Here is a 20,967-nt window from a genome sequence, read left to right on the forward strand (position 1 = left end):
GTCAACTGTCAACTGTTGAAGCATTACTGCACAGTCGCCAGCGGGTGCGGTACAGTAAAAACACCCGCAGCGTGGTGTTACCCAAAAAATTGTACACTTCCTAATTATCACAAACCAGACGATATGACTCAACAGCCAACCATCACCTACCGCACCGAAAGCGACTCGATGGGAGATAAACAAATCCCATCTACTGTTTACTACGGCATCCAAACTCTGCGCGCCGTTGAAAATTTTCCAATTAGCGGTATCAAGCCTTTATCAACTTACGTCGATGCTTGCGTTTTAATTAAAAAAGCTGCCGCCATAGCTAACGGTAAACTCGGCTGCATTCCTGAAGATATCAGCACAGCACTGATTAAAGCTGCTGATGAAGTTTTAGCAGGAAATTTGCGCGATCAATTTGTCGTTGATGTCTACCAAGCAGGTGCCGGAACTTCTCACCACATGAACGTCAATGAAGTTCTTTCCAATCGCGCTTTGGAAATTATGGGCGATGAAAAAGGTAACTACAAGCGCGTTAGTCCCAACGATCACGTAAACTACGGTCAATCAACCAATGATGTGATTCCAACTGCAATTCGGATTGGCGGATTGTTGGCTTTGGAAAAAACTTTGTTCCCGGCTTTGTCGCAGGCGATCGCATCCCTGGACAAAAAAGCCGTAGAATTCCACAATATCGTCAAATCCGGCCGCACTCACCTGCAAGATGCCGTCCCGGTGCGACTCGGCGAAACCTTCCGCGCTTGGGCACAGATTCTTAGAGATCACAGCGCCAGAATTACCACTGCTTCCGGCGATTTGACATCCTTGGGATTGGGCGGAAGTGCCGCAGGAACTGGCTTAAATACTCACCCAGAATACTGCGAAAAAGTCGCTCAAATTCTTTCGGAATTAATCCAAAAACCTCTGAAACCAGCACCGCATTTAATGGCAGCAATGCAGAGTATGGCGCCGTTTGTCAATGTCTCCGGCGCCATCCGAAATCTCGCTCAGGATTGCGTTAAAATGTCCCACGACTTGCGTTTGATGGATTCCGGGCCGAAAACGGGTTTCAAGGAAATTCAACTGCCTCCCGTGCAACCTGGTTCGTCCATTATGCCTGGGAAATACAATCCGGTGATGGCAGAAATGACATCGATGGTTTGTTTTCAAGTCATGGGTTACGATAGCGCGATCGCCCTTTGTGCCCAAGCAGGACAATTAGAATTGAACGTAATGATGCCCCTAATCGCCTACAATCTAATTCACAGCATCGAAATTTTGGGCAACACCATCAGCGCCCTAACAACCAAATGCCTCGACAAAATTGAAGCCAATGGCGATCGATGTCTCGCCTACGCAGAAGGCAGTCTCGCCCTCGTTACCGCCCTCAATACTCACATCGGCTATCTCAACGCCGCCGCCGTCGCCAAAGAATCTCTCGAAACCGGCAAATCTTTGCGGCAAATTGTGCTGGAACGCGGTTTAATGAATGCAGAAGACTTGGCAACAGTTCTCGATTTGGAGAAAATGAGTGCGATGCCAGAAAACCGGGCGGTTGAAACCGCGTCTATAAAAACAAAACCCTTCTAGTGCGGGTTGAAGGCCGGGCGGTTAAAATTAAATTATTTTCTTTACACCACGCAGGTGGACTTCGTTTGTGTAGACGCGGTTTCAACCGTACGTCCTATCTAACGCCTAGGTTTCTTTAGACGCGGTTTCAACCGCCATCTTAATCTTTTCAACTCTAAAGTTTGGGAGCAATATTTATGCGCGCAGGTTCCTTTGGCAAAGTAACTCAAGATAAAGAGAACACCACTCAAGTGACATTTCATTATGTGGAAGGTCACACGGAAACCTTTACTGTTCCGATGCCCGCACTAGAATTTCAAGAGGAAGTGCTGAATTTGTTAAATCAACCTTGGTTGACTTTTCATCTAGTCGATCAAACGGTTTTTATCTGCACGGCCCGATTGGTGAAAGTGGAAGTTAAACCTGCTATCCCAGAACTTCAAGGTCAAGGAATTTTCCCTAACTCCCTGCGAGTTAGTACCATGCAGCGGGCTGCTTCTGGCAGATTGCCGATGTCTACTTAAACTTGGTTGATGGTAATGGGTAATTGGTAATGGGTAATTGGTAATGGGTAATGGGTAATTGGTAATGGGTAATTGGTAATTGGTAATTGGTAATCACGAAGTGTAAAAATACTAATAATCCATTTCTCCTGCCAATTCCCGATCGCCAAATCCCAAATCCCAATTCCCAATTCCCGATTCCCAGAAACAATTAGTTTAAAGCCTCTCCCCGATCGGGAGAAATTAAAATAACACGATTCATTACTCCAATCCTCTTCCTTCTTTTATCAACTGTCAACTGTCAACTGTCAACTGTCAACTGAATGATTATGTCTTCTGTTAGTTTAATTCGGGCCAATTCATACGATCGCCAAAAGCTACAAAAATCTTTAGAAAACCTGCTCGCACCCTTGGGCGGAATCTCAGCTTTTGTCAAATCGGGCGATCGTGTTTTACTCAAACCCAACCTCCTCACAGGTGCTCGCCCTACCAAAGAATGCGTCACCCGCCCAGAATTAGTTTACTGCGTGGCGAAAATGGTCATCGAAGCAGGTGGTAAACCGTTTTTAGGAGACAGTCCGGCTTTTGGTAGCGCCATGGGTGTCGCCAAAGCCAACGGTTATTTGCCACTGTTGGCAGAACTAAATTTGCCCGTAGTAGAGTTTCAAGGAAAACGTTACAAAACAGTCAGCCAAGATTTCAATCATCTCCGACTTTGCAAAGAAGCAATGGAAGCGGATGTGGTGATTAATCTGCCCAAACTCAAATCTCACGTTCAATTAACCGTCACAATGGGCGTCAAAAACTTGTTCGGCTGCGTGCCCGGGAAAATGAAGGCTTGGTGGCACATGGAAGCCGGCAAAGATAGCGCCAGATTCGGTCAAATGCTGGTAGAAACTGCCCGGACAATTAACCCAAATTTGACGATTTTGGATGGCATTATCGGTCACGAAGGTAACGGGCCCAGCGGCGGCGAACCTAAGTTTTTAGGAATTTTGGGCGCCTCCAGTGATGTGTTTGCTTTGGATCGAACTTTAGTGGAAATTATTAATGTCGATCCAGCAATGGTTCCGACTGTAGCTGCGGCGATGAGATTGGGACTGTGCTCGAATTTGGAGGAACTCGATTTTCCACTGTTGCGCCCGGAAACTCTCAAGGTTTTCGATTGGAAATTGCCGGAAAATATGATGCCGATCGACTTTGGGATGCCTCGGGTGATTAAGTCAGTGTTCAAGCACCTTTATATCCGCTTTATCAAAGAAAATAAGGGAACAAGTGTGTTTTTATCGAACAAGTGACAAAGCAAGTTACAATAATTTCGACATTTTTGGGCAGTGGCCCAAACCCTCATTCTACCGTTTAAATTTGAGCTGTCGAGAAAGCCCAAACCCTATCCCAGCCTGATTTCTGACTAAAACCTGTCCTGAGTATTGAAATTCAATGAGTTATCTTCAATAAGATGCTAAGCTAACAACCATGCCGGAGAAATCTGTTTCTGAATCCTCATAATTTTAGGGTAATCATCTACTGTGTATCAGAACACACAATTTTCAACTGCGATAACTGATTTCATGATGTAAACTGCGACTCCGGTGGTTATCAGTACATCAAGTCTGTAAAATAAGGAGAACTCCAATGCAAACTCAGAAGCCCTTAAGTCCTACTGTAGTTTCCCTTATATCGGGACAGAGTATGAAACCCTGGTTATTCATCCCGGGTGATTGGCGAAGACCTGCAAATAAAGAGTCATTTCAATTGTACTGGTGTCAAAAATCACAACTTGGATGCCTCCATCCTCTACCAGAACTAGACCAAATTGAGAGCTTCTACGACATCGACGATTACTATACTCACCATGCAGAATTTACCGACTCAGAAGCACCCTCTTCTATTTCCTTCTTCGATAAATTGCGAACCCATCTAGCTTGGCGTTTCGATAAGGGAGTAGATGTCACCACTCAATGGTGGAAACAGCAGTTCGGGACTTCTTCTTACTCGATACTAGAAATCGGTTGCGCCAATGGCAAACTGCTGGAAGACTTCAAATTGGATGGTCACAAAGTCTGGGGAGTAGAACCAGATAGACAAGCTTTGCGTTTCGCCGAGGAACGAAATCTTGATGTATATTATGGCACTGCTGAATCTTTGCCCCCGGAAATCACGTCGAGAAAATACGACATGATTATTATGAACCACGTACTGGAACATACCATAAATCCTGTACTGGCACTCCGCAATACCATGGAGTTGCTCGTGGACGGCGGCAAATTGGTGATGGAAGTACCAAATAACTCGTGTAGGGCGCTAAAAGAATCAGGGATTGCATGGCTCCATCTAGATGTGCCAAGGCATTTTTATTTCTTCACACCGGACAGTTTGCGCGCTATCTGCCAACAGGTGGGATTTGAGGTGATTTCTACCGAGTTTAATGGCTACTATCGCCTATTTACTAACGGTTGGATCGATGATGAAAGAAAAATTTTGAATGCGCTCGATTCAAGGCAATCTCCTGGGATGGTAAAGCCCAAAGCAAACAGTAAACTCCAAGCTTGGAAGTTACTACTGAAAACATTTCTGGCTCCCGACGAGAAAAAATACGATTCAGTCAGAATTGTTGTACAAAAGTCATAGTAAGAGCGAAGGAAGGGAAATAAGGCTTTGAGAATTTCTTATTACCTTGAGAATTTCAGAAGCGAGGCTTCCCATTACCTAAGACAGAACTTACGCATGACGGACGGGTGCATCTAACTTGGGCAATTACGTCTTTTTTGCCTTAGTGCTACTTTCCCCACATAGCAAAGCTTCTATAAAGCTATCGCAAGCGATGTGGCACTATTCAAGCAAACTGAGATGCTACCCTGACTCACCAGCTCTGCATACGGTGTGAAAGTAGGAACAATCCCGAGCAGGAATCGCCCCTATCTCTAGGCCTCTTGCGTAAGTCCTTTGACAGTTGACAGTTGATAGTTGATAGTTCAATACGGTTCACTTAAGAATTCTTATACTCGGAGATCCCCCTAAATCCCCCCTTAAGAAGGGGGACTTTAAGAGCTTTCTTTCCCCCCTTTTTAAGGGGGGTTAGGGGGGATCGGTCTTAAGTAAACAGTATTGGTTGATAGTTGACAGCTACCTCTACCTAGAAGGAAGAGGATTCGATTAATGAATTGTTTTCTTTTAATTTATCCCGATCGCGCTTCCGGCTTTAAACCCATTCTTTTTGGTAAAAGATTTTGTTTAGGGCAGCCAGCGGGGGCGGAATCCTTTTAAAGGCAAGTCTTCGGGTGATGGAGAATTATTAGTAGATGCCGGTGCGTTTTTTAAGTTTAAAAGTATGAGAGTTGAAGAGGCGATCGCATTTCCGCCATCTGTTCTCAAATCTCCTGCGACTGGTTCCGATTTCTTGACAACTAGCCGATCTAACAGCAATTCTAACCCATCGGGCGACAAGCTCATTTTTGTCTCCACTTGGTCGGGCAAAACTAACAGCGGTTTTACTGCAAATGTCTGCAAATTAATTGCTTCTAGGGTGAGTTGCTCGGAAAAATCTTTTCCGGGCTGGCGCCTGGTTAACAAGCAGTAAAGCTGAGGATTTCTGGGATCAAACTGACAGTTGAGGAATTCTCCGGCGGTGCGGATCAATTCTTTTTGCAATCCCTGGTTGGTTACTAAAAAGATTGACTGCGTAAAATCGCTATTGTACTTGAGCATTGCCGATTCTCTGCCGTCGGGAGTGAAGCTGAACACTCTCCGAAAAGATGGTATGAACTCTAAAGGTTTGACGTTTGGTGTGAGGGATAAAATGGCGATCCCGTCTGCTTGGGGATTGGCTAAAGTTGCGCTGTCTGGGGCGATCGCAAATTCTCCAGCGGGATGACTTAACAACCGCTGCGGCACCGCCGAAGTGGACGACGATCGCACTACCCACAAACCAATGTCCTCTGCATTGCCCCTCTTTGCCCGCTGAATCGCGATCGTCTTGCCGTCAGCAGACAGATCGAATTTGAGATTTTCATAGTCTTGATTGCCTAAAATCTGCTGAATGCTGCCAGGTTTTTGAGCCGGATCGGAACTTCTGCCTGTAGTGACGGCATACAAGGATTGTTCGTACAAACCAGGCTGATATTTTGACCATTCGCTAGCAGAAAATAAAATGCGATCGCCCGCTGGGTAAATTCTATAATCTTTAATTACTAAATTTTCAGGAGTGAGGATGATTTTTTGTTTGCGGGTGAGATTGTAAAGAATTAACCGCCCTTTTTCTGAGGCTTCTGTGCCAGTGTAAACAAAAGCGCGATCGGGCGTGCTAAATTGACTGACAAACGGTGCGATCGCATTTCCTTGTTTGTCAGAACCTAGTTTTTCCCGCGCTTGTTGCAATGAAATTGTATAAGTGCGATCGTACTGGGGAGGCGCGATCAAAGTATATACTAGCCGTCGCCCCGACCAACTAATTTTTCCCGGCAAAGGTGGCTCGACGTGCAGGTTTGCTTCAACGCTTGCACGATCCATCTGGCGGCTGAAAGTCAGGACAAAAGCCGTATCTCTCGCCCCTACTTGTTTGTTTTCCCAGCTAAAATCGCGCACTTTCGGTAAAGATCGATCGCCTTGAGCAAGCAAAAACCCGATCGCGAAACTCAGCAATACCATCAATGATACAGCCGTGCGGTCGATCGGCTCTAATTTTTTTAATTTTCCCACAAACATACAATAGCCTGAATTTAGACTAGACTAATTGCCAAACTTGTTTCAATACAAACAAGCAATCTCAAATAAAAAGTTAAATTTTATGCGATGGCTCAAATCAGTCTGTTAAACTAATGTCTTTCCCCTCTACAGGAAAGTTATCGTGAACAAAAACCTACTAACTTTGCTCGGCTGCTCCGGTTCTGTAGCCTTAACGATCTTAGCGGTAAATCCCGCTAATGCTAGCACCCGAATTTCCCCAAATCCCAGCATTGAGCGCAATGGCGAAATATCAGCCAATCCAGACATAAATCAAGACGAAACCCAATCCTCGCTGCCAGAAATCAACTCTGACAAAATAGGAGACCTCGCCCTCATAACTTCAGGCTGCAACTGTGCTGGCTGTCGAGTTCAAGTCCCCCAAACGATCGAACAATGACGGCTGCTAGTTCCTCAGCAATCTAAATAGCAAGTTACAAAGCAAGCAAAACAAAAATCACAGAAAACAACCCATTAATTCTCGATTTAAATAGTCACAAGTTTAAAGTTGCCAGTTAAAATAATTATTTATTATTTCTACTTTCGGCTTGTGGCTTTTTATTAGTCAAAACTGACTATTTACAACACAATAGATAAAATTCAACCATACAATACTTCTTCCACAGGCGGCGTGGCGTCTTTGGGGTCGAACTCTTTTAATTTGAAAGCTTGCAGCAAAAACAGCCAGATATAAAGCGGATTTAACAAAACATACCGCTTCCAGAGGCGTCGGGGTTCCTTCATGAACCTAAACAGCCATTCCAAACCCATCTTACCTAAAATCTCAGGAGATTTAGCCAAATTTCCCGCATGAAAATCGTAGGCTGCACCTACAGCAATCAGTGGCATTGATATGTCATCCCGGTATTCGTAAGCCCAGACTTCTTGTCGCGGACAGCCCAAACCTACAAAAGTAATGGCTGCACCGCTGTTGCGAATTTGCAGCGCAATTTCCTTTTTCTCTTCCGGCGAAACGTGCCTAAATTTAGAAGGCTGAGTTCCAGCAATAATTAACTTGGGATAAAGTTGGCAGAGATTGCGAGACAAAGCCTCCAGTACAGAAGCTTTAGAGCCGTACAAATAGATAGATAATCCTTCTTCGGCCGCACGTTCGCAGATTTCTAACATCGCATTCGGCCCGCAAACTCGATCGGGCAATCCCGTATTGTAGAGCAAATTTAACGCCCACCTTACCGGTTGTCCATCCGGCAATACTAAGTCAATGTGATTGAGCCGATAGCGGTGAGTGCTGTCAAGAACCCCTGTCATTACCCCGTGCACCGCTAGAGCCGAAACTGAAAGTGGTTTTCCGGCCTTGGCTGCCGCAATAATTTTGCTGACAGCCGCTTCATAATTCAGGGCATTTACTAATATGCCTAGTACATTCTTTTTCCCGAGATCGATCATAGAACACCTCTGTAAGCCAACAGCCGTTACAGTCATAAATCTCCTGTAGGATTTGTTTAACGTTGTATTCAATCTTTACCAAAAATGCCAGCCCATTATTTTTGTCCCGCTCAATTCTGCGCCCCTTCTTTCAGCCAGCGCTCGCGGTTACAGTCATAAATCTCCTGTAGGATTTGTTTGACGTTATATTTCATTTTCCAGTCAGGATAGTGGCTGGAAAATTTTGAGTTGTCGCTAATCCACCAAATGTGATCGCCAATGCGATTCCCTTCTGCATATGTCCAATTAAATTTGCGTTCAGCAATTGCCTCACACATCTGGATGGCTTCTAACATCGAACAATTGCTATATCTGCCTCCTCCTGTATTATAAACCTGGGCGCTTCTGGGAGCTTTATAAAATTCATAAAAAGCAGAAATTAAATCAGCACTGTGAATGTTGTCGCGGACTTGCTTGCCTTTGTACCCAAACACGGTGTAGGGAGTTCCTGTCACGGCGCACTTCATCAAGTAGGCGAGAAATCCGTGTAATTGAGCTCCCGAATGATTGGGCCCAGTCAGACAGCCACCCCTAAAACAAGCCGTATTCATATTAAAATAACGACCGTATTCTTGAACTAAAATATCAGCGGACACCTTAGACGCACCAAACAAACTGTGCAGGCACTGATCGATTGACATATCTTCCCGAATCCCACCTTCGTAAGTGTGACCTGGTTCAATTTCCCACCTGTGTTCTAATTCAATTAAAGGTAATTTGTTGGGCGTATCGCCGTATACTTTGTTGGTAGAAGTAAAAATGAAAACGGCTTTGGGACAGTACAAGCGAGTTACTTCTAAAAGATTGAGAGTACCGTTAGCGTTGACGGTAAAATCTATTTTAGGAGCGCGGGCAGCCCAATCGTGGCTGGGTTGGGCTGCTGTGTGAATTACTAACTCGATCGACTCGCCATACCGCTGAAAGATATTGGTAATCGCTTCATAGTCGCGAATGTCCACATCTAAATGGTAATACTTTGTTCCCAGTGATTTTTCGAGTTGTTGGCGGTTCCAATTAGTAGAACCATCAGCACCAAAAAAGAACTGACGCATATTGTTGTCGATGCCAACGATGTCGAAACCTTGTTTGGCAAAGAATTTACAAGCCTCGGATCCAATTAAACCCGCCGCTCCAGTAATAATTGCAACGCTCACGTTTCACCGCCTAAAAAATATAGTTTTCTTTGTTTTGTGCGATCGCACAAATCAGAAGTTATCCTGATTTGCCTTGGAATACATCTTCGCACAATTCGGCGCACAATTCGGCAAAAAATTTACCTTTTATGTTCCAGTCATATATTTCCCTGACGCGCTTTTGACCGGCTCGACCCAAGCGATCTCGCAATTCACGATCGTGCGCTAAACACACTATAGCTTCTGCTAGACCTTTCGTCGAATTTTCGGGCTCGGTAGCCTTGACTTTAATGCCAGTTTGGGCCGTTACTTGAGTCGCAGGCCCACCTAAATCCAAACAAATCGTAGGACGCCCAATCCCCATGATTTCAGTACATACAAAACCTCCCGAGTCGTGCAAACTCGGATGGAGGAGAACATGAGACTCGCCCATTTTTGAAAGAGTTTCAGTACGCGATAAAGCTCCCCAAAAATATACTTTATTTGCCAGTCCCAATTCTGTTACCAAAGCTTCTAAACGCTGCCTTTCCGGGCCGTCTCCCACAATCCAGTATTCCGATTCTTCCACGTTTGCCTCCGCAAATGCACGGAGTCCCAAGTGCACTCCTTTCCAGTGTAATAGACGACCCACACTAATAAATCTAATTGGTCGATCGGGCGGGGTTGGAAATTTTTCTAGTTCCTCAATTTCCTGCTGGGACAAACCGACTTGCGAGAAAATTTTCACATTTTTTGCTTTGAGAAATCGCAGTCGGGCTGCTGTTTCTTCGGTAGTTGCTAGCGCGATCGCACTGCGACGCGCCGTCAGCCCCACAAACGGATCGCGTTCTCCTACGCTTTGAGCCAATGCTCGCAGTGTTTCATAAATTCTGCCCCGGCGGCTAAAATCTTGCCAAAAAGGCTTTGGTGCTGCTTCTGCACCCCCGACAGGCCCCCAAATAAAAGGATGCGGCAACAGCGCCAGGAAACTTGGTGACCAATGTTTGACATAAGTTACGTGGTGTACTATGTCAAAACCGATTTCGCGATCGAGCTTTCGAGCGATAAAATAAGCCCAGATTTGCCACAGATAGTAGTGAAGTTGCAGCAATCCTTGTTTTCCTTTCCAATCTTCGCTCCACCCAAACGGATCGAAATAAACAAAGTGCAGGTTGGGCACTGGATTGCGTTCTAGTTCTGCTTCAATGTACGATCGACAAAACGTCCGAGTAAATACCCAACTTTCGTGATGTTTAGCAGATTGGATAACAGTATTCCATCCCACTCCCTCTTCAGATCCTAGATTTGGTTCGCAAGCAAAGGCAGATAATAAAACTTTCATAGGTAATTGGGAATAGGGAATAGGGAATAGGGCATTGGGCATTGGGCATTGGGAATTGGGAATTGGGAATTGGGAATTGGGAATTGGGAATTGGGAATTGGGAATTGGGAATTGGGAATTGGGAATTGGGAATTGGGAATGGTAATAAATAACCAATAACCAATAACTAACAACTAACAACTAACAACTAACAACTGTCAACTGTCAACTGTCAACTGTCAACTGTCAACCGTCAACCGTCAACTGACTTCATCAAAAAAGATGTAACTTCGACATAAGCTTTAGCTGCTGTTTCAGGAGATTTTTGAGAAATTAGCTGTCGCGAACACTCTCCCATCGATTCAATCAAATTAGGATTGTCTATGAGAATCTGCATTTTTTCTGCCAACTCCTTGGCATTGTTAGGGTCAAAAATATAACCGTTTTCCCCAGACGCAATTAACTCACAGGAAGCTGCACCGTTAGAACACAATACCGGTTTCCCAAACACCATTGCTTCCGGTACAACCATACCCCAGACATCCTCAAAAGTAGGAAAAACAAAAATATCAGCAAGCTGAAAATAAGCTCCCAAACTTCCGTAGTCAACCCATCCCACCCAGTTTACTTGCTCGGGGAAATCTTGCTCTTTAATAAAAGCTTCCAACTCCTCTCGCTGGTCGCCCTTGCCAACAATTAGTAAAGTATAATCAGAATATCCTTGCTTTTTGAGAAGGGCACAAGCTTCTAACAGCGTCTTAATTCCTTTTCTAGCTGTGATCCGTCCCACATATAAAAAAACTGGGTGTTTGAGATCTAAATTTAGTGGCTTGGTTGTGACCAAAGGTTTCAGCAGCGTTTCCGCATCTGGAACTAAATAAGTTCTCGTAAAAACTTGCTCTTGGGGTGCATGGAGAACTTCCACCAAATATCTTTTTCCAGCTTGGCTGTTAGAAACAAAAGCATCGGCAAACTTAGCTAAAATGCGTCTGGCGAATGTCCGAAAACTCGAATCTCGAAAATCTGTGTTTGGCGAACTCCCGTCATAAATAATTGCAACTCGCCATTGACAAAGCGGTTTGAGGAGAATTACCAAGACAGTCCACAAAGAAAAAGCTTGAGGAAAAACTACTTGTGGCCTAAATTTGAGCAAGTGACCGATGATGCTAGGCGACACTGCGATGAAACCGCGATCGTATCCTGTTTCGATCTTTTCTGTCTCGACAAATTTAGTCTCCCCTACCAATTTAATTGCTGATGCTCCCGGTAGCGTCGGATCGAACCCAGACCAAACGCGACCAGTATAAAACACAGTATTTTTATATACTTTTGTAAATTCTCTTAATACAGGCTGCCAATATGCGCCCAATTCTACTTCTGGAACCAGCCAAGCGACGCGCAAATCATCTCTATCGACCATGCTATTCACCTTCAGTTTTGTTTTTATTGAATCCCAGCTTGCTTAAAACTGAAAACCAAACTAACCTTCTGTAAGGTAGCAACCAATATACTGGCCAGAATAAACCACCGTGACGGCGAGCAAAAACTTTCCACTCTTCCCAGGGTTGAAGGGTAGCATCTTTAAAAGCTAAACCCTTGGGTTGGTTCATTTTTTCCAAGCCTTCACTCATATTGGCAGCCGCTATTGTTGTTGATTGCGGATTGGGAGAACAGGTTCCTTGATAGCCTGGAGCTATCCAAACTGTACAGCCTTTTTGTCGGGCACGCAGACCGTATTCCCAATCTGATAGATAATGAATAAAGGCTGGATCGAGATTGCCAACCAGTTCAACCACGCTGCGGGGAATTAACACGCAGTTACCATTCATGCTGTCACAAGGCTGAGGTGCTTTTGTTGGCTGAAGGAAGCGAAATTTAAAGGGAAGTAATGGGGTAATCTTGACTATACCGCCGTATGTAAAATCACCGGTTTCTGGATCGCGAGTAGAGCCGGCAACGATCGCCTTTTTTTCTCCTTTTTTGATTAGCTCGCTACTGGTGGCGAGCAAGTCGTTGAAAGCTTCTGGTTCGAGTACGGTGTCGTCGTTGAGCCAGACATAGTAGTCTGGATCGTCTTTCATAGCTTCGCTGAAAGCAACCCGCATTCCTCCATTCCAAAATAAGTTACCATCTCCCGAAAAAATCTTGACGTGAGGGTATGTTTGCTGTATTACTTCTGCTGTGCCATCAGTGCTACCATCATCTACCAGATAAGCATTGAGTGCAATTTCCTTTGTTAATTTTTGCTTAAACAGCGACTCTAGAGTGGCCAAAGTCTTTAACTTGCGGTTATGGCAAGTCATCAGGACTGCTATACTTATCTGCTCCATCTATATCAAATATTGGGCTGTTTGTGCAAAATTGGTATAAAACTGTCCTCGGGCGATCGACAATGCCGATCGCAGGCGAGTCCTATTCAATTAATAACTTAATCTGTCACAAGTATCAAGATATTTAGTCGATCGTTTATTTTTTGATTGGCCAGCTTTGCCCAGCCTCTAATTGCCTGACGGTGTAATTGTAACAATCAACACGTCGGCTGTCCGAAAATATACTAATAAACACCCAAAAATCGGCATTATAAATACCCTACAAGTTTTACATTTAATCAGTTTTACTTACTTAGGAGTTTGGCAAACTTCTTGATAAAGATTTTGATACTCGCGAGCTTGCACTTCTAAGGTAAACTTGGCTTCAACTTTCTCTCGTGCTAGGCGACAAAGCTTTTGATGCCGCTCACCATCTTCTAGCACCCAAGCAATCCCTCGCGCTAAATCCTCGGTATCATAGGGTTGGGCTAAATAGCCATTGTACTGGCGATCGACAATATCTTTTAGTCCCGTCACATCAAAAGCCACCACAGGCGTACCGCAAGCCATGGCTTCCGATGCCGTCTGCCCAAAAGCTTCGTAGCGCGACGGGACAACCATCACATCCGCCGCTGCATAAACCTGTGACAAAGTAGTATCATCCAACCTGCCTAAATAATGAGTTTTGAAACCAACATCGATCGGGCTTTCAGGCTCAGAACACCCAAAAACCAACAGTTCAATCTTATCTTGCCAACCCGACTGACTGAGGCTTTGCAAAGCCGGAACCAGCAACGGAAACCCCTTCCAGCGATCGCCCGTACCCTGCATCGCCCCAAACAAGACCAACTGTTTATCTTGAGGCAAATTCAAACTATCCCTCACCTGCGGGCGGTTCAGCGGCTTGTAGAGTTCAGCATCAAGGCCATTCGCAATGACTTTAACTCGATAATTTTTCAACAAAGAACTAGATTTCGCGCATTCAGCCAACCAATGACTCGGAGTTACCAAAGTCAGATTCAAATTTTGCCAAGCCTCAGCTTTCCGCTGCCAAATCCAACGAGAAATATCAGCATCCTTAGTGCTGTGCAGTTGCGGACAAGCACCGCAAGCATCAAGATAGCGATCGCAATTTTCACTGTAGTGACATCCACCCGTAAACGCCCACATATCGTGCAGCGTCCAAACCACCGGTTTATTAAACTTAGCCAGAGTTTCAATCTGCATATAACCTTCACAAACCCAGTGCAAATTGATCGCATCAGGGTTAATTTTGGCAACTTCCGATGCCAAGGAATCAGGAACCCATTGCGGCGAAAAAATTACCTGACCTAGTTTGGGATAAACTTTTAACGGCAATCTATTTAATTTTCCTCGGAGACTCTTAAACTTTTCTCCTAACCTTGTCGGCATCAACCGCACAGTTTCATCATCACTAAACTTATAACCAGCCAAAATTTCGGAATTCACCCCGATACTTTGCAAGCCCTTGTGCAGCCGATAAGTCGCCCTCGCAGCACCACCTTTAGTATCGTAATTACTCACCAGCAAAACTTTCATCCAAACATCCTCATTATCAAATCCCTTCTCCTCTTCTCTTTCTCTGCGCCCTCTGCGCCCTCTGTGGTTAAATCCTTAAAAATCCCAAACCAAAGACCCAAATCCCCGACTCATTCAAAAAGTAGGATATCTAAAAAACAGCATTTTTACTTACATTTTCAATAATCCTTTAATTTTGCGCTGGACTTTCTTGACCAATTTCGGATCGTAATCATATAAACTCTCTTGAGTAAAGCGATCCGCTTGGGCATCGCGAATCACAAACGGAGGATGTTTTAGAGGAAAGGCGATCGGTTCAACAGACATATTGTTGTAGGGACTATTGATATCATCCGTGTGAGTCCCCCCCGTTCCGTGTCCGATATTTGCAGCTAAATTGACATTAGACAAAATATTCAAACCATTTTGAATAAAACTCGCAAATGTCCACTGAAAATCCCATGTATCAATAGCTTTGTCGTAACACAACTGACAAGTTTTAGTCCAGATTTTGGCAGCATGAGCATCTTCCAATACATCCATCAAAAAATTTCCATCTCGAACCGACGGCCACAGCTTCATATCTAGATCGTAGTGTCGCCAAGCTCGCCTCCAACTCGCCCAACTCCAGCAATGAGTGTAGCGAGAAAAGTAGTAGCTAAAATCAGTTCGCTGCTTGCCAAACTGCACGTTTTGACCAGATATCGACATAATTCTTTCGTCGTATCGGTAGCGTTCCAACAACTCTTCGGCAAAGTAGAAAAAGCTACTATCAGGCAAACAATCATCCTCAATAATAATCGCCTCTTCCACCGTATCAAACACCCAATCTAACCCGCTAGAAACTCGCTGGCGACAACCCAAATTAGTCTCAGCATAATTCTGCAAAACTTCGCATTCCCAATCCACCTGCTCAATAATCGCGCGAGCCGCAGCGCATTGCGCGTCTTCTCCCGGTTTGTCCGGCCGCGGCCCGTCAGCAACTACTAACAATTTTGACGGCTTGACTTTGCGAATTTCTGCGAATACTCTCTGAGTTTCTTCGGGACGTTTGAAAATAATAAAAGCGACGGGGGTTTTTAACGGTCGATCGAACATTTACACAACTCCACTATGCTAATTGCTGACAACACTTTTGACTTTCGACAATCTCCTTTTGATACCAGAAATTCTATTGTCAAAAACATCCAAGACAGTCTTAGAAATATTCCGTTGTGGTATGCCAACATAACCCGCAACATATTTAGTAAACTGCTCTCCTAAAGGCAAATTCCAAAAATCTGATTGGGGATTAGAAACTTGTGCAAAAATTCGCTTAATTCCGTATCCTTTTTCGGCTGGCAAATGCCATATATCCATTTTTAAATCAGCCTCAGTTGCCGTATGAATGATCGGCGATGTCCACACTCGATTAAAATAAGCATTGCCGCTGCTGCGAGCATATCCCAGCTTGTTGTAAATGTAGGTGAGCATCTGCTCTTCTGTATTTAATTTTGTCTTTCCTTCGGCAAATCTTTGCAAGCAAGTCTCCCAGATCGAGTCTACTTCGTCGGACAATATTTTAATGTGTTTGCCACTTCCTACGATAAATTCTGCACCAAAATACTTGGGAGGCTCATCTACTTTATAGCCTAATTCCTCATAAATTTTCTGCATTTCTCGCCTGGTTAAACCACTGATTTTTTTGTCTTCAGGCTCGTACAAATCGTAGGTAGCCAAACCTTGTTTTTCAATATCGGCAATTATGCGATCGGCGGAGTTTACCCACACGCAGTCAGAGTCTAAAGCTATACAGCGATCGTTTAACGCTGAATGATTTTTCAAATATTGAATAATGTCAAACTTAAAAAAGGTACTTCTGAAGGCGGGGTAGTATTCCATTGGTGGCTGATAGGTAAATGGAATCTGGACAACTTTAACTCCAATTTTGTCGAAAAACTCAACGGTGTTAAAGCTTTCAATATTTGGAATGCGATCGGCATTCGTAAATAAGATATGCTGAGCTTCCGGGTTATTTCTAACGCTGGAAGCAAAATATACCACCGCACATCGCCAGTAAACTGATTGAAATTTTTCCGAAGAAGATTTAGCATCCGATCCTTGGGGATATTTACTTTCCTGGCCTTCTTCATCGCAGCACATTCCAGTAACTATGTAAACAGAACCGCTGTCATTCATCGTGTATATCTCCTGTTATATTTAAAGTGTGGAGTAAATTAAAGCCGTGAAGCGAAGCTATCCCTAAGGGAATCGCCCGTCATGTGAAAATAGAAATCCAAGCGCTTGATAATCATTTCAGAACCAATATGCGCTAAGTTTTTTAAGCTAGTCGCCAGCGGCAGATATCGATAGCGAAACGAAGACAGTCTGGGGTCTGTTTCTTGATATAAAATATCTTGAGCAAAGTTGCCCCACCTTTCATCGATCATATCGATCGTCATACCAGCGTGTCCCGAAGGCAGCAACATATTGGAACCGTGAATCCCAATTACCAAGCGACTCTCTGAATAAACCTGACACATTTGCCTCTCAGTTTTTTCATCGAACTTATCCACTCTGAAATCTTCTACCCACTCTGGAAAGCTAGTGTTTTTGCCTAAACCTACAACTGCAAACTTAGCTTGCGGCAGCAACTTTCGCATTTTCGCAAACAACCTCTGCACTTTCCAATTTTGAATACTTAAAGGAATTTGTAGCAAGTTAATTTTTCGGAAAATTTTGACAAGCAAATGCCGGCACCACAGCCGATCTTCCCGCCAAACAAAAGTAATTTTGTATTCTTCCTTATCAAAATCGTGTTTGGCAACCCCCGTAAATTTACTAATGTCAAATTGACTGGGGTGAGAATAGGCTTCACTGATGTAAACTTCCTGGAAACGTTCTAACTGTTTGCTGACAAAATTGCCAAAACTGGGATAGTAACACTGACCGTTTTTCAGCGATATAGGTACTGTCCAGACTTCAGCAACTCCTTCGGGAACCATCCACCTCATAAATTTTTGGACAATGACAATCAAACCAAATTCTGGGTGAGATTCTAAATGTCTCTGTGCGTTGAGCAACTTTAAAAGGCTGTGTCCGTACAGATAATCGATGCAGTTTAATACGATCGCCCGATCGCAAGATTTAAAGATTTCTTGAGTAATTTCTAGGTGTTCGTTTTGAGGATTTTGCAGAGATTTGAGCAAGGGTTTTGCTAAAAATTCTTCCGCATATTTGTCATCACTAAAAGTTGTTCCTTCAGCTAAGTTAATGCTGTAAGCAGTTTTAGCCGCGTGGCCAATTCTCAACTCGTCAATGATTTCGCCACCTCCTGGAGACTCAGACACAACACAGATGCGGGAACCTTGCCACAATACTTTGACAGGTTTGAGTATTTGCCCAGAAGAGGGACAGTGCGATCGGTGTTCGAGCTTGGGTTTAATTTCAATCATTTGATCAATCCTATCAGCCTGGATGCAGCCTTGTATAAATTCAGCGAATTCAGAATTAAATTACCAAAAGGTCTCAGTTCTTTAATCAAAAAGTTGACTAAAATAATTACATAGAAATAAGTAATTAAAGTTGCCGCAGTTGCTCCAAAAGCTCCATATTTAGGAATTAGTAGAGAGTTCAATACTATATTAAAAAATGAGCCAATAAATGTCAAGTAAAGACCGTATCGCAGTTGACCTTCTAAGGCAAAATAGGTATTTCTAGCGATGCCGAAGTTACTGCCAAATTGAGCCCAAACGTAGATTGACAATACCCTGGCTGACTCTGTATATTGAGCGCCGTAGAGAGTTTGGACTATGAAAGGAGCTAGCAGAGAGATTGGTAATGCCACTCCCAACCACAAAAATAACATGGCATCTGAGTAAATCTGAAAGTTTTTTAAGTATTCGCCATAATTTTTTTCTCTTAACTGTGCGAGTTTCGGGAAAATAGAAGAAGCGATGATCACAGGCAAAAAATCACATATTTCTGATAATTTGACTGCAACTGCATAATATCCTAACTCAGTTTTATTTATAGAGCCGAGCATGATTTGATCGATTTTGGAATAAATAAAAACCGCCAAGCCTGAAAGCACCAGCGGCCAACTTTCGTGAAGCAGTTCTTTACCTCGCTGCCAACTGACTCGCCACAGCTTTAAATCATTTCCCTTGTTTTGATAGACAATTGCGATCGCCAATCCGGCTAATGCTACCTCTCCCAACCTGATCCAAGCAAAAGCAATCAGTGGTGCTTTGAGTTGAATTAATCCGATTCTGAGTCCTGCAACCAGTAATGATACGCAATTTTTAGCGACAACTGTATACTTAGATTGAACTTGAGATTGAAACCAAAAATTTATTGTTTCAAAGGACTGAAAAATCGTGCCGGCGGCGATAATCCCTACCAGCCAACGAGTTAAGCTGTCATTGGGATTCTGTATTGAAATCACTGTGACAGTGAGCAGTAAAGTGATGATTCCGCCTGCTAATTGTATGGCAAAAGCAGTCCCTAGAGTCTCTTCTTTGCAGTCGGGATTGCGAGCAATGTCTCGCACTACCAGAGTACCCAATCCCATTGTTGCCACCGAGGAAAACAGCGAAACAAAGGCGATCGCATAATTGATTAAGCCAAATTGTTCCGGGCCCAGATATCGTGCTACCCACACTCCCACCAGCAGACCCAGACTCATCTGCAAAATTTGGTCAGTCAACAGCCAAGCCAGGTTGCCGAGTACCTGGCGGAGGCCGGGGCCGAGCTTTTGACTGACCGCATTTAGCTTATCTAACATCAGAAAGTTTTCAGTCCTTGTCAGAAATAAATATACTTTTCGAGCGTTCGGGAATTAATCAAAAACCAGGCTCATTAATATAGTATATCATAGTTCGAGCAATTTTCAACTTCTGCAAGTTAATCATGATTCAATCTGGATCAAGATGGCGCCACCAAATCGCCTCCGGAAATACGCCGGTTGCTGGATGGAGATTTGCCACTATCGATACTGAGTCTAACTGTTATTAACACGTAGGCAAGCCAGACATCCCCAATATCACATAGAGAACCTTCAGTTAGGTTGTTCAAAATAATAAAAACTAAGTAAATAATCGGTATCCCCGCTTGAGATAGCGGGCTGCGGCTCAGTTGCCGGACGGCGAAAATCAGATTTGTCAACACAGAAATTAAGATTAGAACCAGTCCTGGATAGCCGAAAGAGAGTAAGACTGCTATGGAACCATTATGAGCAGTTTTAGGTTGAAATCCACTCGTAGTATATATATAATAAGCTGGGGTCTCCTTGCCTATTAATGCTTGTTGAAAAAATCCCTCAAATCCATAGCCAAACCAAGGACGCTGGTTGGCTGCCGCGATTAATTGCGGCCAGAACTCCGTGCGTCCTGTCAAAGTCAAATCTTTTCCTAAACCTCCGACAACAATGGATTCCAAATTGTCGATTATATAAATGCTACCTATGATACCGAAGATCGTAAAGCCGACAATACAAGTAAAGGCCCATTGAAACTTTAACTTGCTCAAAAAGCTTAAGGATGATACTACAACTATGAGCATCAAACTATTAACTAGAGAACCCCCAGAGCTAGTAGTTCTAACCAAATAAAAGGAAAAAAACATGAATGCCAGAGCTATCCAGCGTTCTTTCTGAGTTTTAGCACCTTGGGAATAGTGCAGGTACCAAAGTGCTGTACTTACTACCATGATGCTGCCCAGAGAATTTTTGTGACTGGTAATTCCTGACAATTCCCGTGTCACATTCGGGTAGCGCAAAAAACTAACTATACCCACCGAGGTATAGCCCCATCGCACTAAGGCTGATAGTTCGTGCCACTCATATCGCGCACCTATATAAAAACCCACAACCGTAAAACCTGTAAATGCTATCCCCGCTTTCAGCGTAATATCAGGAACTAGCGACCACAGTGTCGATGTTATTGGTAGCCAACAATATAGCGAAAAAGCCGGATTTCTCAGCACCACAAATAACAATCCTTCGACAAGTTTGTGTTTACAAAAATTAATAAATTTCCCACATAAAATAAAAACTATCCAGGGATAAAATACATAAGGAAGCTGCTTAATTACTCCACCCTCAGGGTCAGTGATATTGATAAAGTGCATATAATTAAAAGGAGGTACATTAACATGAGGAGACATGAAAATGTACAGAACTGCAAACCACTTTTCTAAAGTAATACCAATTTGTTTTTTGCTGGCAATCTGAAATATCAACAGAGTGATCGCCAAGCCACTGACACCCAATATCATCAGCAACAAATTATTGCTGAGAATTAGTTCTTTAATCATTCTCGCCATAAATATCTACCCTCTCTGAGAAAAATACCAATTTAGCAGCGGGCTAATTCCACCAAAATAACAATAAACCGAGGTATTTGTCGCCGGCGATCTTTCTATATAAGCTGCTGCTGGTCTAAAGTGTTGGTTGGTTGGGTATGAGGAGAGGGGTTGGGGAA

The 20,967-nt window shown here is 43.7% G+C and carries 18 protein-coding genes; 5 read left to right on the plus strand and 13 right to left on the minus strand.

Annotated features, from left to right (window positions below; genetic code table 11):
- Positions 1–123: 123 nt before the first annotated feature.
- Both JGK16_RS19715 and JGK16_RS19720 read left to right on the plus strand, forming a co-directional pair.
- The gene (locus JGK16_RS19715; protein WP_293191963.1) at positions 124–1,575 is read left to right on the plus strand and encodes an aspartate ammonia-lyase; all 1,452 of its coding nucleotides are present in this window, start codon (positions 124–126) and stop codon (positions 1,573–1,575) included.
- A 176-nt stretch (positions 1,576–1,751) separates the two neighbouring features.
- Positions 1,752–2,078, plus strand: coding sequence for a hypothetical protein (locus JGK16_RS19720; RefSeq protein ID WP_293183703.1), 327 nt, complete (start codon positions 1,752–1,754; stop codon positions 2,076–2,078).
- Here the strand turns inward: JGK16_RS19720 and JGK16_RS19725 are convergent.
- Positions 2,075–2,248 (minus strand): hypothetical protein, encoded by a 174-nt coding sequence (locus tag JGK16_RS19725; RefSeq protein ID WP_293183704.1) that lies wholly within the window; start codon positions 2,246–2,248, stop codon positions 2,075–2,077. The genes JGK16_RS19720 and JGK16_RS19725 overlap by 4 nt on opposite strands.
- Positions 2,249–2,386: 138 nt before the next feature.
- Here JGK16_RS19725 and JGK16_RS19730 point away from each other — a divergent pair, with 138 nt between their 5' ends.
- Positions 2,387–3,355: a DUF362 domain-containing protein gene (locus tag JGK16_RS19730; RefSeq protein ID WP_293183705.1), complete on the plus strand. Its 969-nt coding sequence runs from the start codon at positions 2,387–2,389 to the stop codon at positions 3,353–3,355.
- A 394-nt stretch (positions 3,356–3,749) separates the two neighbouring features.
- Positions 3,750–4,688: a class I SAM-dependent methyltransferase gene (locus tag JGK16_RS19735; RefSeq protein ID WP_293191965.1), complete on the plus strand. Its 939-nt coding sequence runs from the start codon at positions 3,750–3,752 to the stop codon at positions 4,686–4,688.
- A 603-nt stretch (positions 4,689–5,291) separates the two neighbouring features.
- Here JGK16_RS19735 and JGK16_RS19740 read toward each other — a convergent pair.
- Complete coding sequence (locus tag JGK16_RS19740; protein ID WP_293203352.1) at positions 5,292–6,761, minus strand: Ig-like domain-containing protein; 1,470 nt, start codon at positions 6,759–6,761, stop codon at positions 5,292–5,294.
- 142 nt (positions 6,762–6,903) lie between these two features.
- On the opposite strand from JGK16_RS19740, the gene JGK16_RS19745 reads away from it, so the two are divergent.
- A complete protein-coding gene (locus JGK16_RS19745) occupies positions 6,904–7,179 on the plus strand; it encodes a hypothetical protein (RefSeq protein ID WP_293183709.1) in 276 nt (91 codons plus the stop codon).
- 200 nt (positions 7,180–7,379) lie between these two features.
- On the opposite strand, the gene JGK16_RS19750 is transcribed toward JGK16_RS19745, so the two are convergent.
- From JGK16_RS19750 to JGK16_RS19800, 11 genes are all read right to left on the minus strand, one after another.
- Entirely contained in the window at positions 7,380–8,186 is an 807-nt protein-coding gene (locus JGK16_RS19750; protein ID WP_293183711.1) for a WecB/TagA/CpsF family glycosyltransferase, read from the minus strand.
- A gap of 110 nt (positions 8,187–8,296) precedes the next feature.
- Positions 8,297–9,379, minus strand: coding sequence for an NAD-dependent epimerase/dehydratase family protein (locus tag JGK16_RS19755; protein WP_293183713.1), 1,083 nt, complete (start codon positions 9,377–9,379; stop codon positions 8,297–8,299).
- 58 nt (positions 9,380–9,437) lie between these two features.
- A complete protein-coding gene (locus tag JGK16_RS19760) occupies positions 9,438–10,679 on the minus strand; it encodes a glycosyltransferase (protein WP_293183714.1) in 1,242 nt (413 codons plus the stop codon).
- A 232-nt stretch (positions 10,680–10,911) separates the two neighbouring features.
- Positions 10,912–12,078, minus strand: a complete 1,167-nt coding sequence (locus tag JGK16_RS19765; protein WP_293183717.1) for a glycosyltransferase family 4 protein — start codon at positions 12,076–12,078, stop codon at positions 10,912–10,914.
- A gap of 1 nt (position 12,079) precedes the next feature.
- Positions 12,080–12,961, minus strand: a complete 882-nt coding sequence (locus JGK16_RS19770) for a glycosyltransferase family 2 protein (protein ID WP_325315236.1) — start codon at positions 12,959–12,961, stop codon at positions 12,080–12,082.
- A gap of 315 nt (positions 12,962–13,276) precedes the next feature.
- Positions 13,277–14,527, minus strand: coding sequence for a glycosyltransferase family 4 protein (locus tag JGK16_RS19775; protein ID WP_293191969.1), 1,251 nt, complete (start codon positions 14,525–14,527; stop codon positions 13,277–13,279).
- Positions 14,528–14,677: 150 nt separating this feature from the next.
- A complete protein-coding gene (locus JGK16_RS19780) occupies positions 14,678–15,604 on the minus strand; it encodes a glycosyltransferase family 2 protein (RefSeq protein ID WP_293191971.1) in 927 nt (308 codons plus the stop codon).
- An 18-nt stretch (positions 15,605–15,622) separates the two neighbouring features.
- Positions 15,623–16,684 (minus strand): hypothetical protein, encoded by a 1,062-nt coding sequence (locus tag JGK16_RS19785; RefSeq protein ID WP_293183721.1) that lies wholly within the window; start codon positions 16,682–16,684, stop codon positions 15,623–15,625.
- Positions 16,685–16,722: 38 nt separating this feature from the next.
- Positions 16,723–17,940 carry a hypothetical protein gene (locus tag JGK16_RS19790; protein ID WP_293191973.1) on the minus strand — a complete coding sequence of 406 codons (1,218 nt, stop codon included), beginning with the start codon at positions 17,938–17,940 and terminating at the stop codon, positions 16,723–16,725.
- Positions 17,937–19,271 (minus strand): flippase, encoded by a 1,335-nt coding sequence (locus tag JGK16_RS19795; protein WP_293183723.1) that lies wholly within the window; start codon positions 19,269–19,271, stop codon positions 17,937–17,939. Before JGK16_RS19795 ends, JGK16_RS19790 begins: the two co-directional genes overlap by 4 nt.
- 140 nt (positions 19,272–19,411) lie before the next feature.
- Positions 19,412–20,809: an O-antigen ligase family protein gene (locus JGK16_RS19800; RefSeq protein WP_293183726.1), complete on the minus strand. Its 1,398-nt coding sequence runs from the start codon at positions 20,807–20,809 to the stop codon at positions 19,412–19,414.
- Positions 20,810–20,967: the final 158 nt, after the last annotated feature.

Origin of the sequence: Microcoleus sp. PH2017_09_SFU_O_A, from assembly GCF_020738625.1 — a bacterium.
Lineage (GTDB): Bacteria > Cyanobacteriota > Cyanobacteriia > Cyanobacteriales > Microcoleaceae > Microcoleus.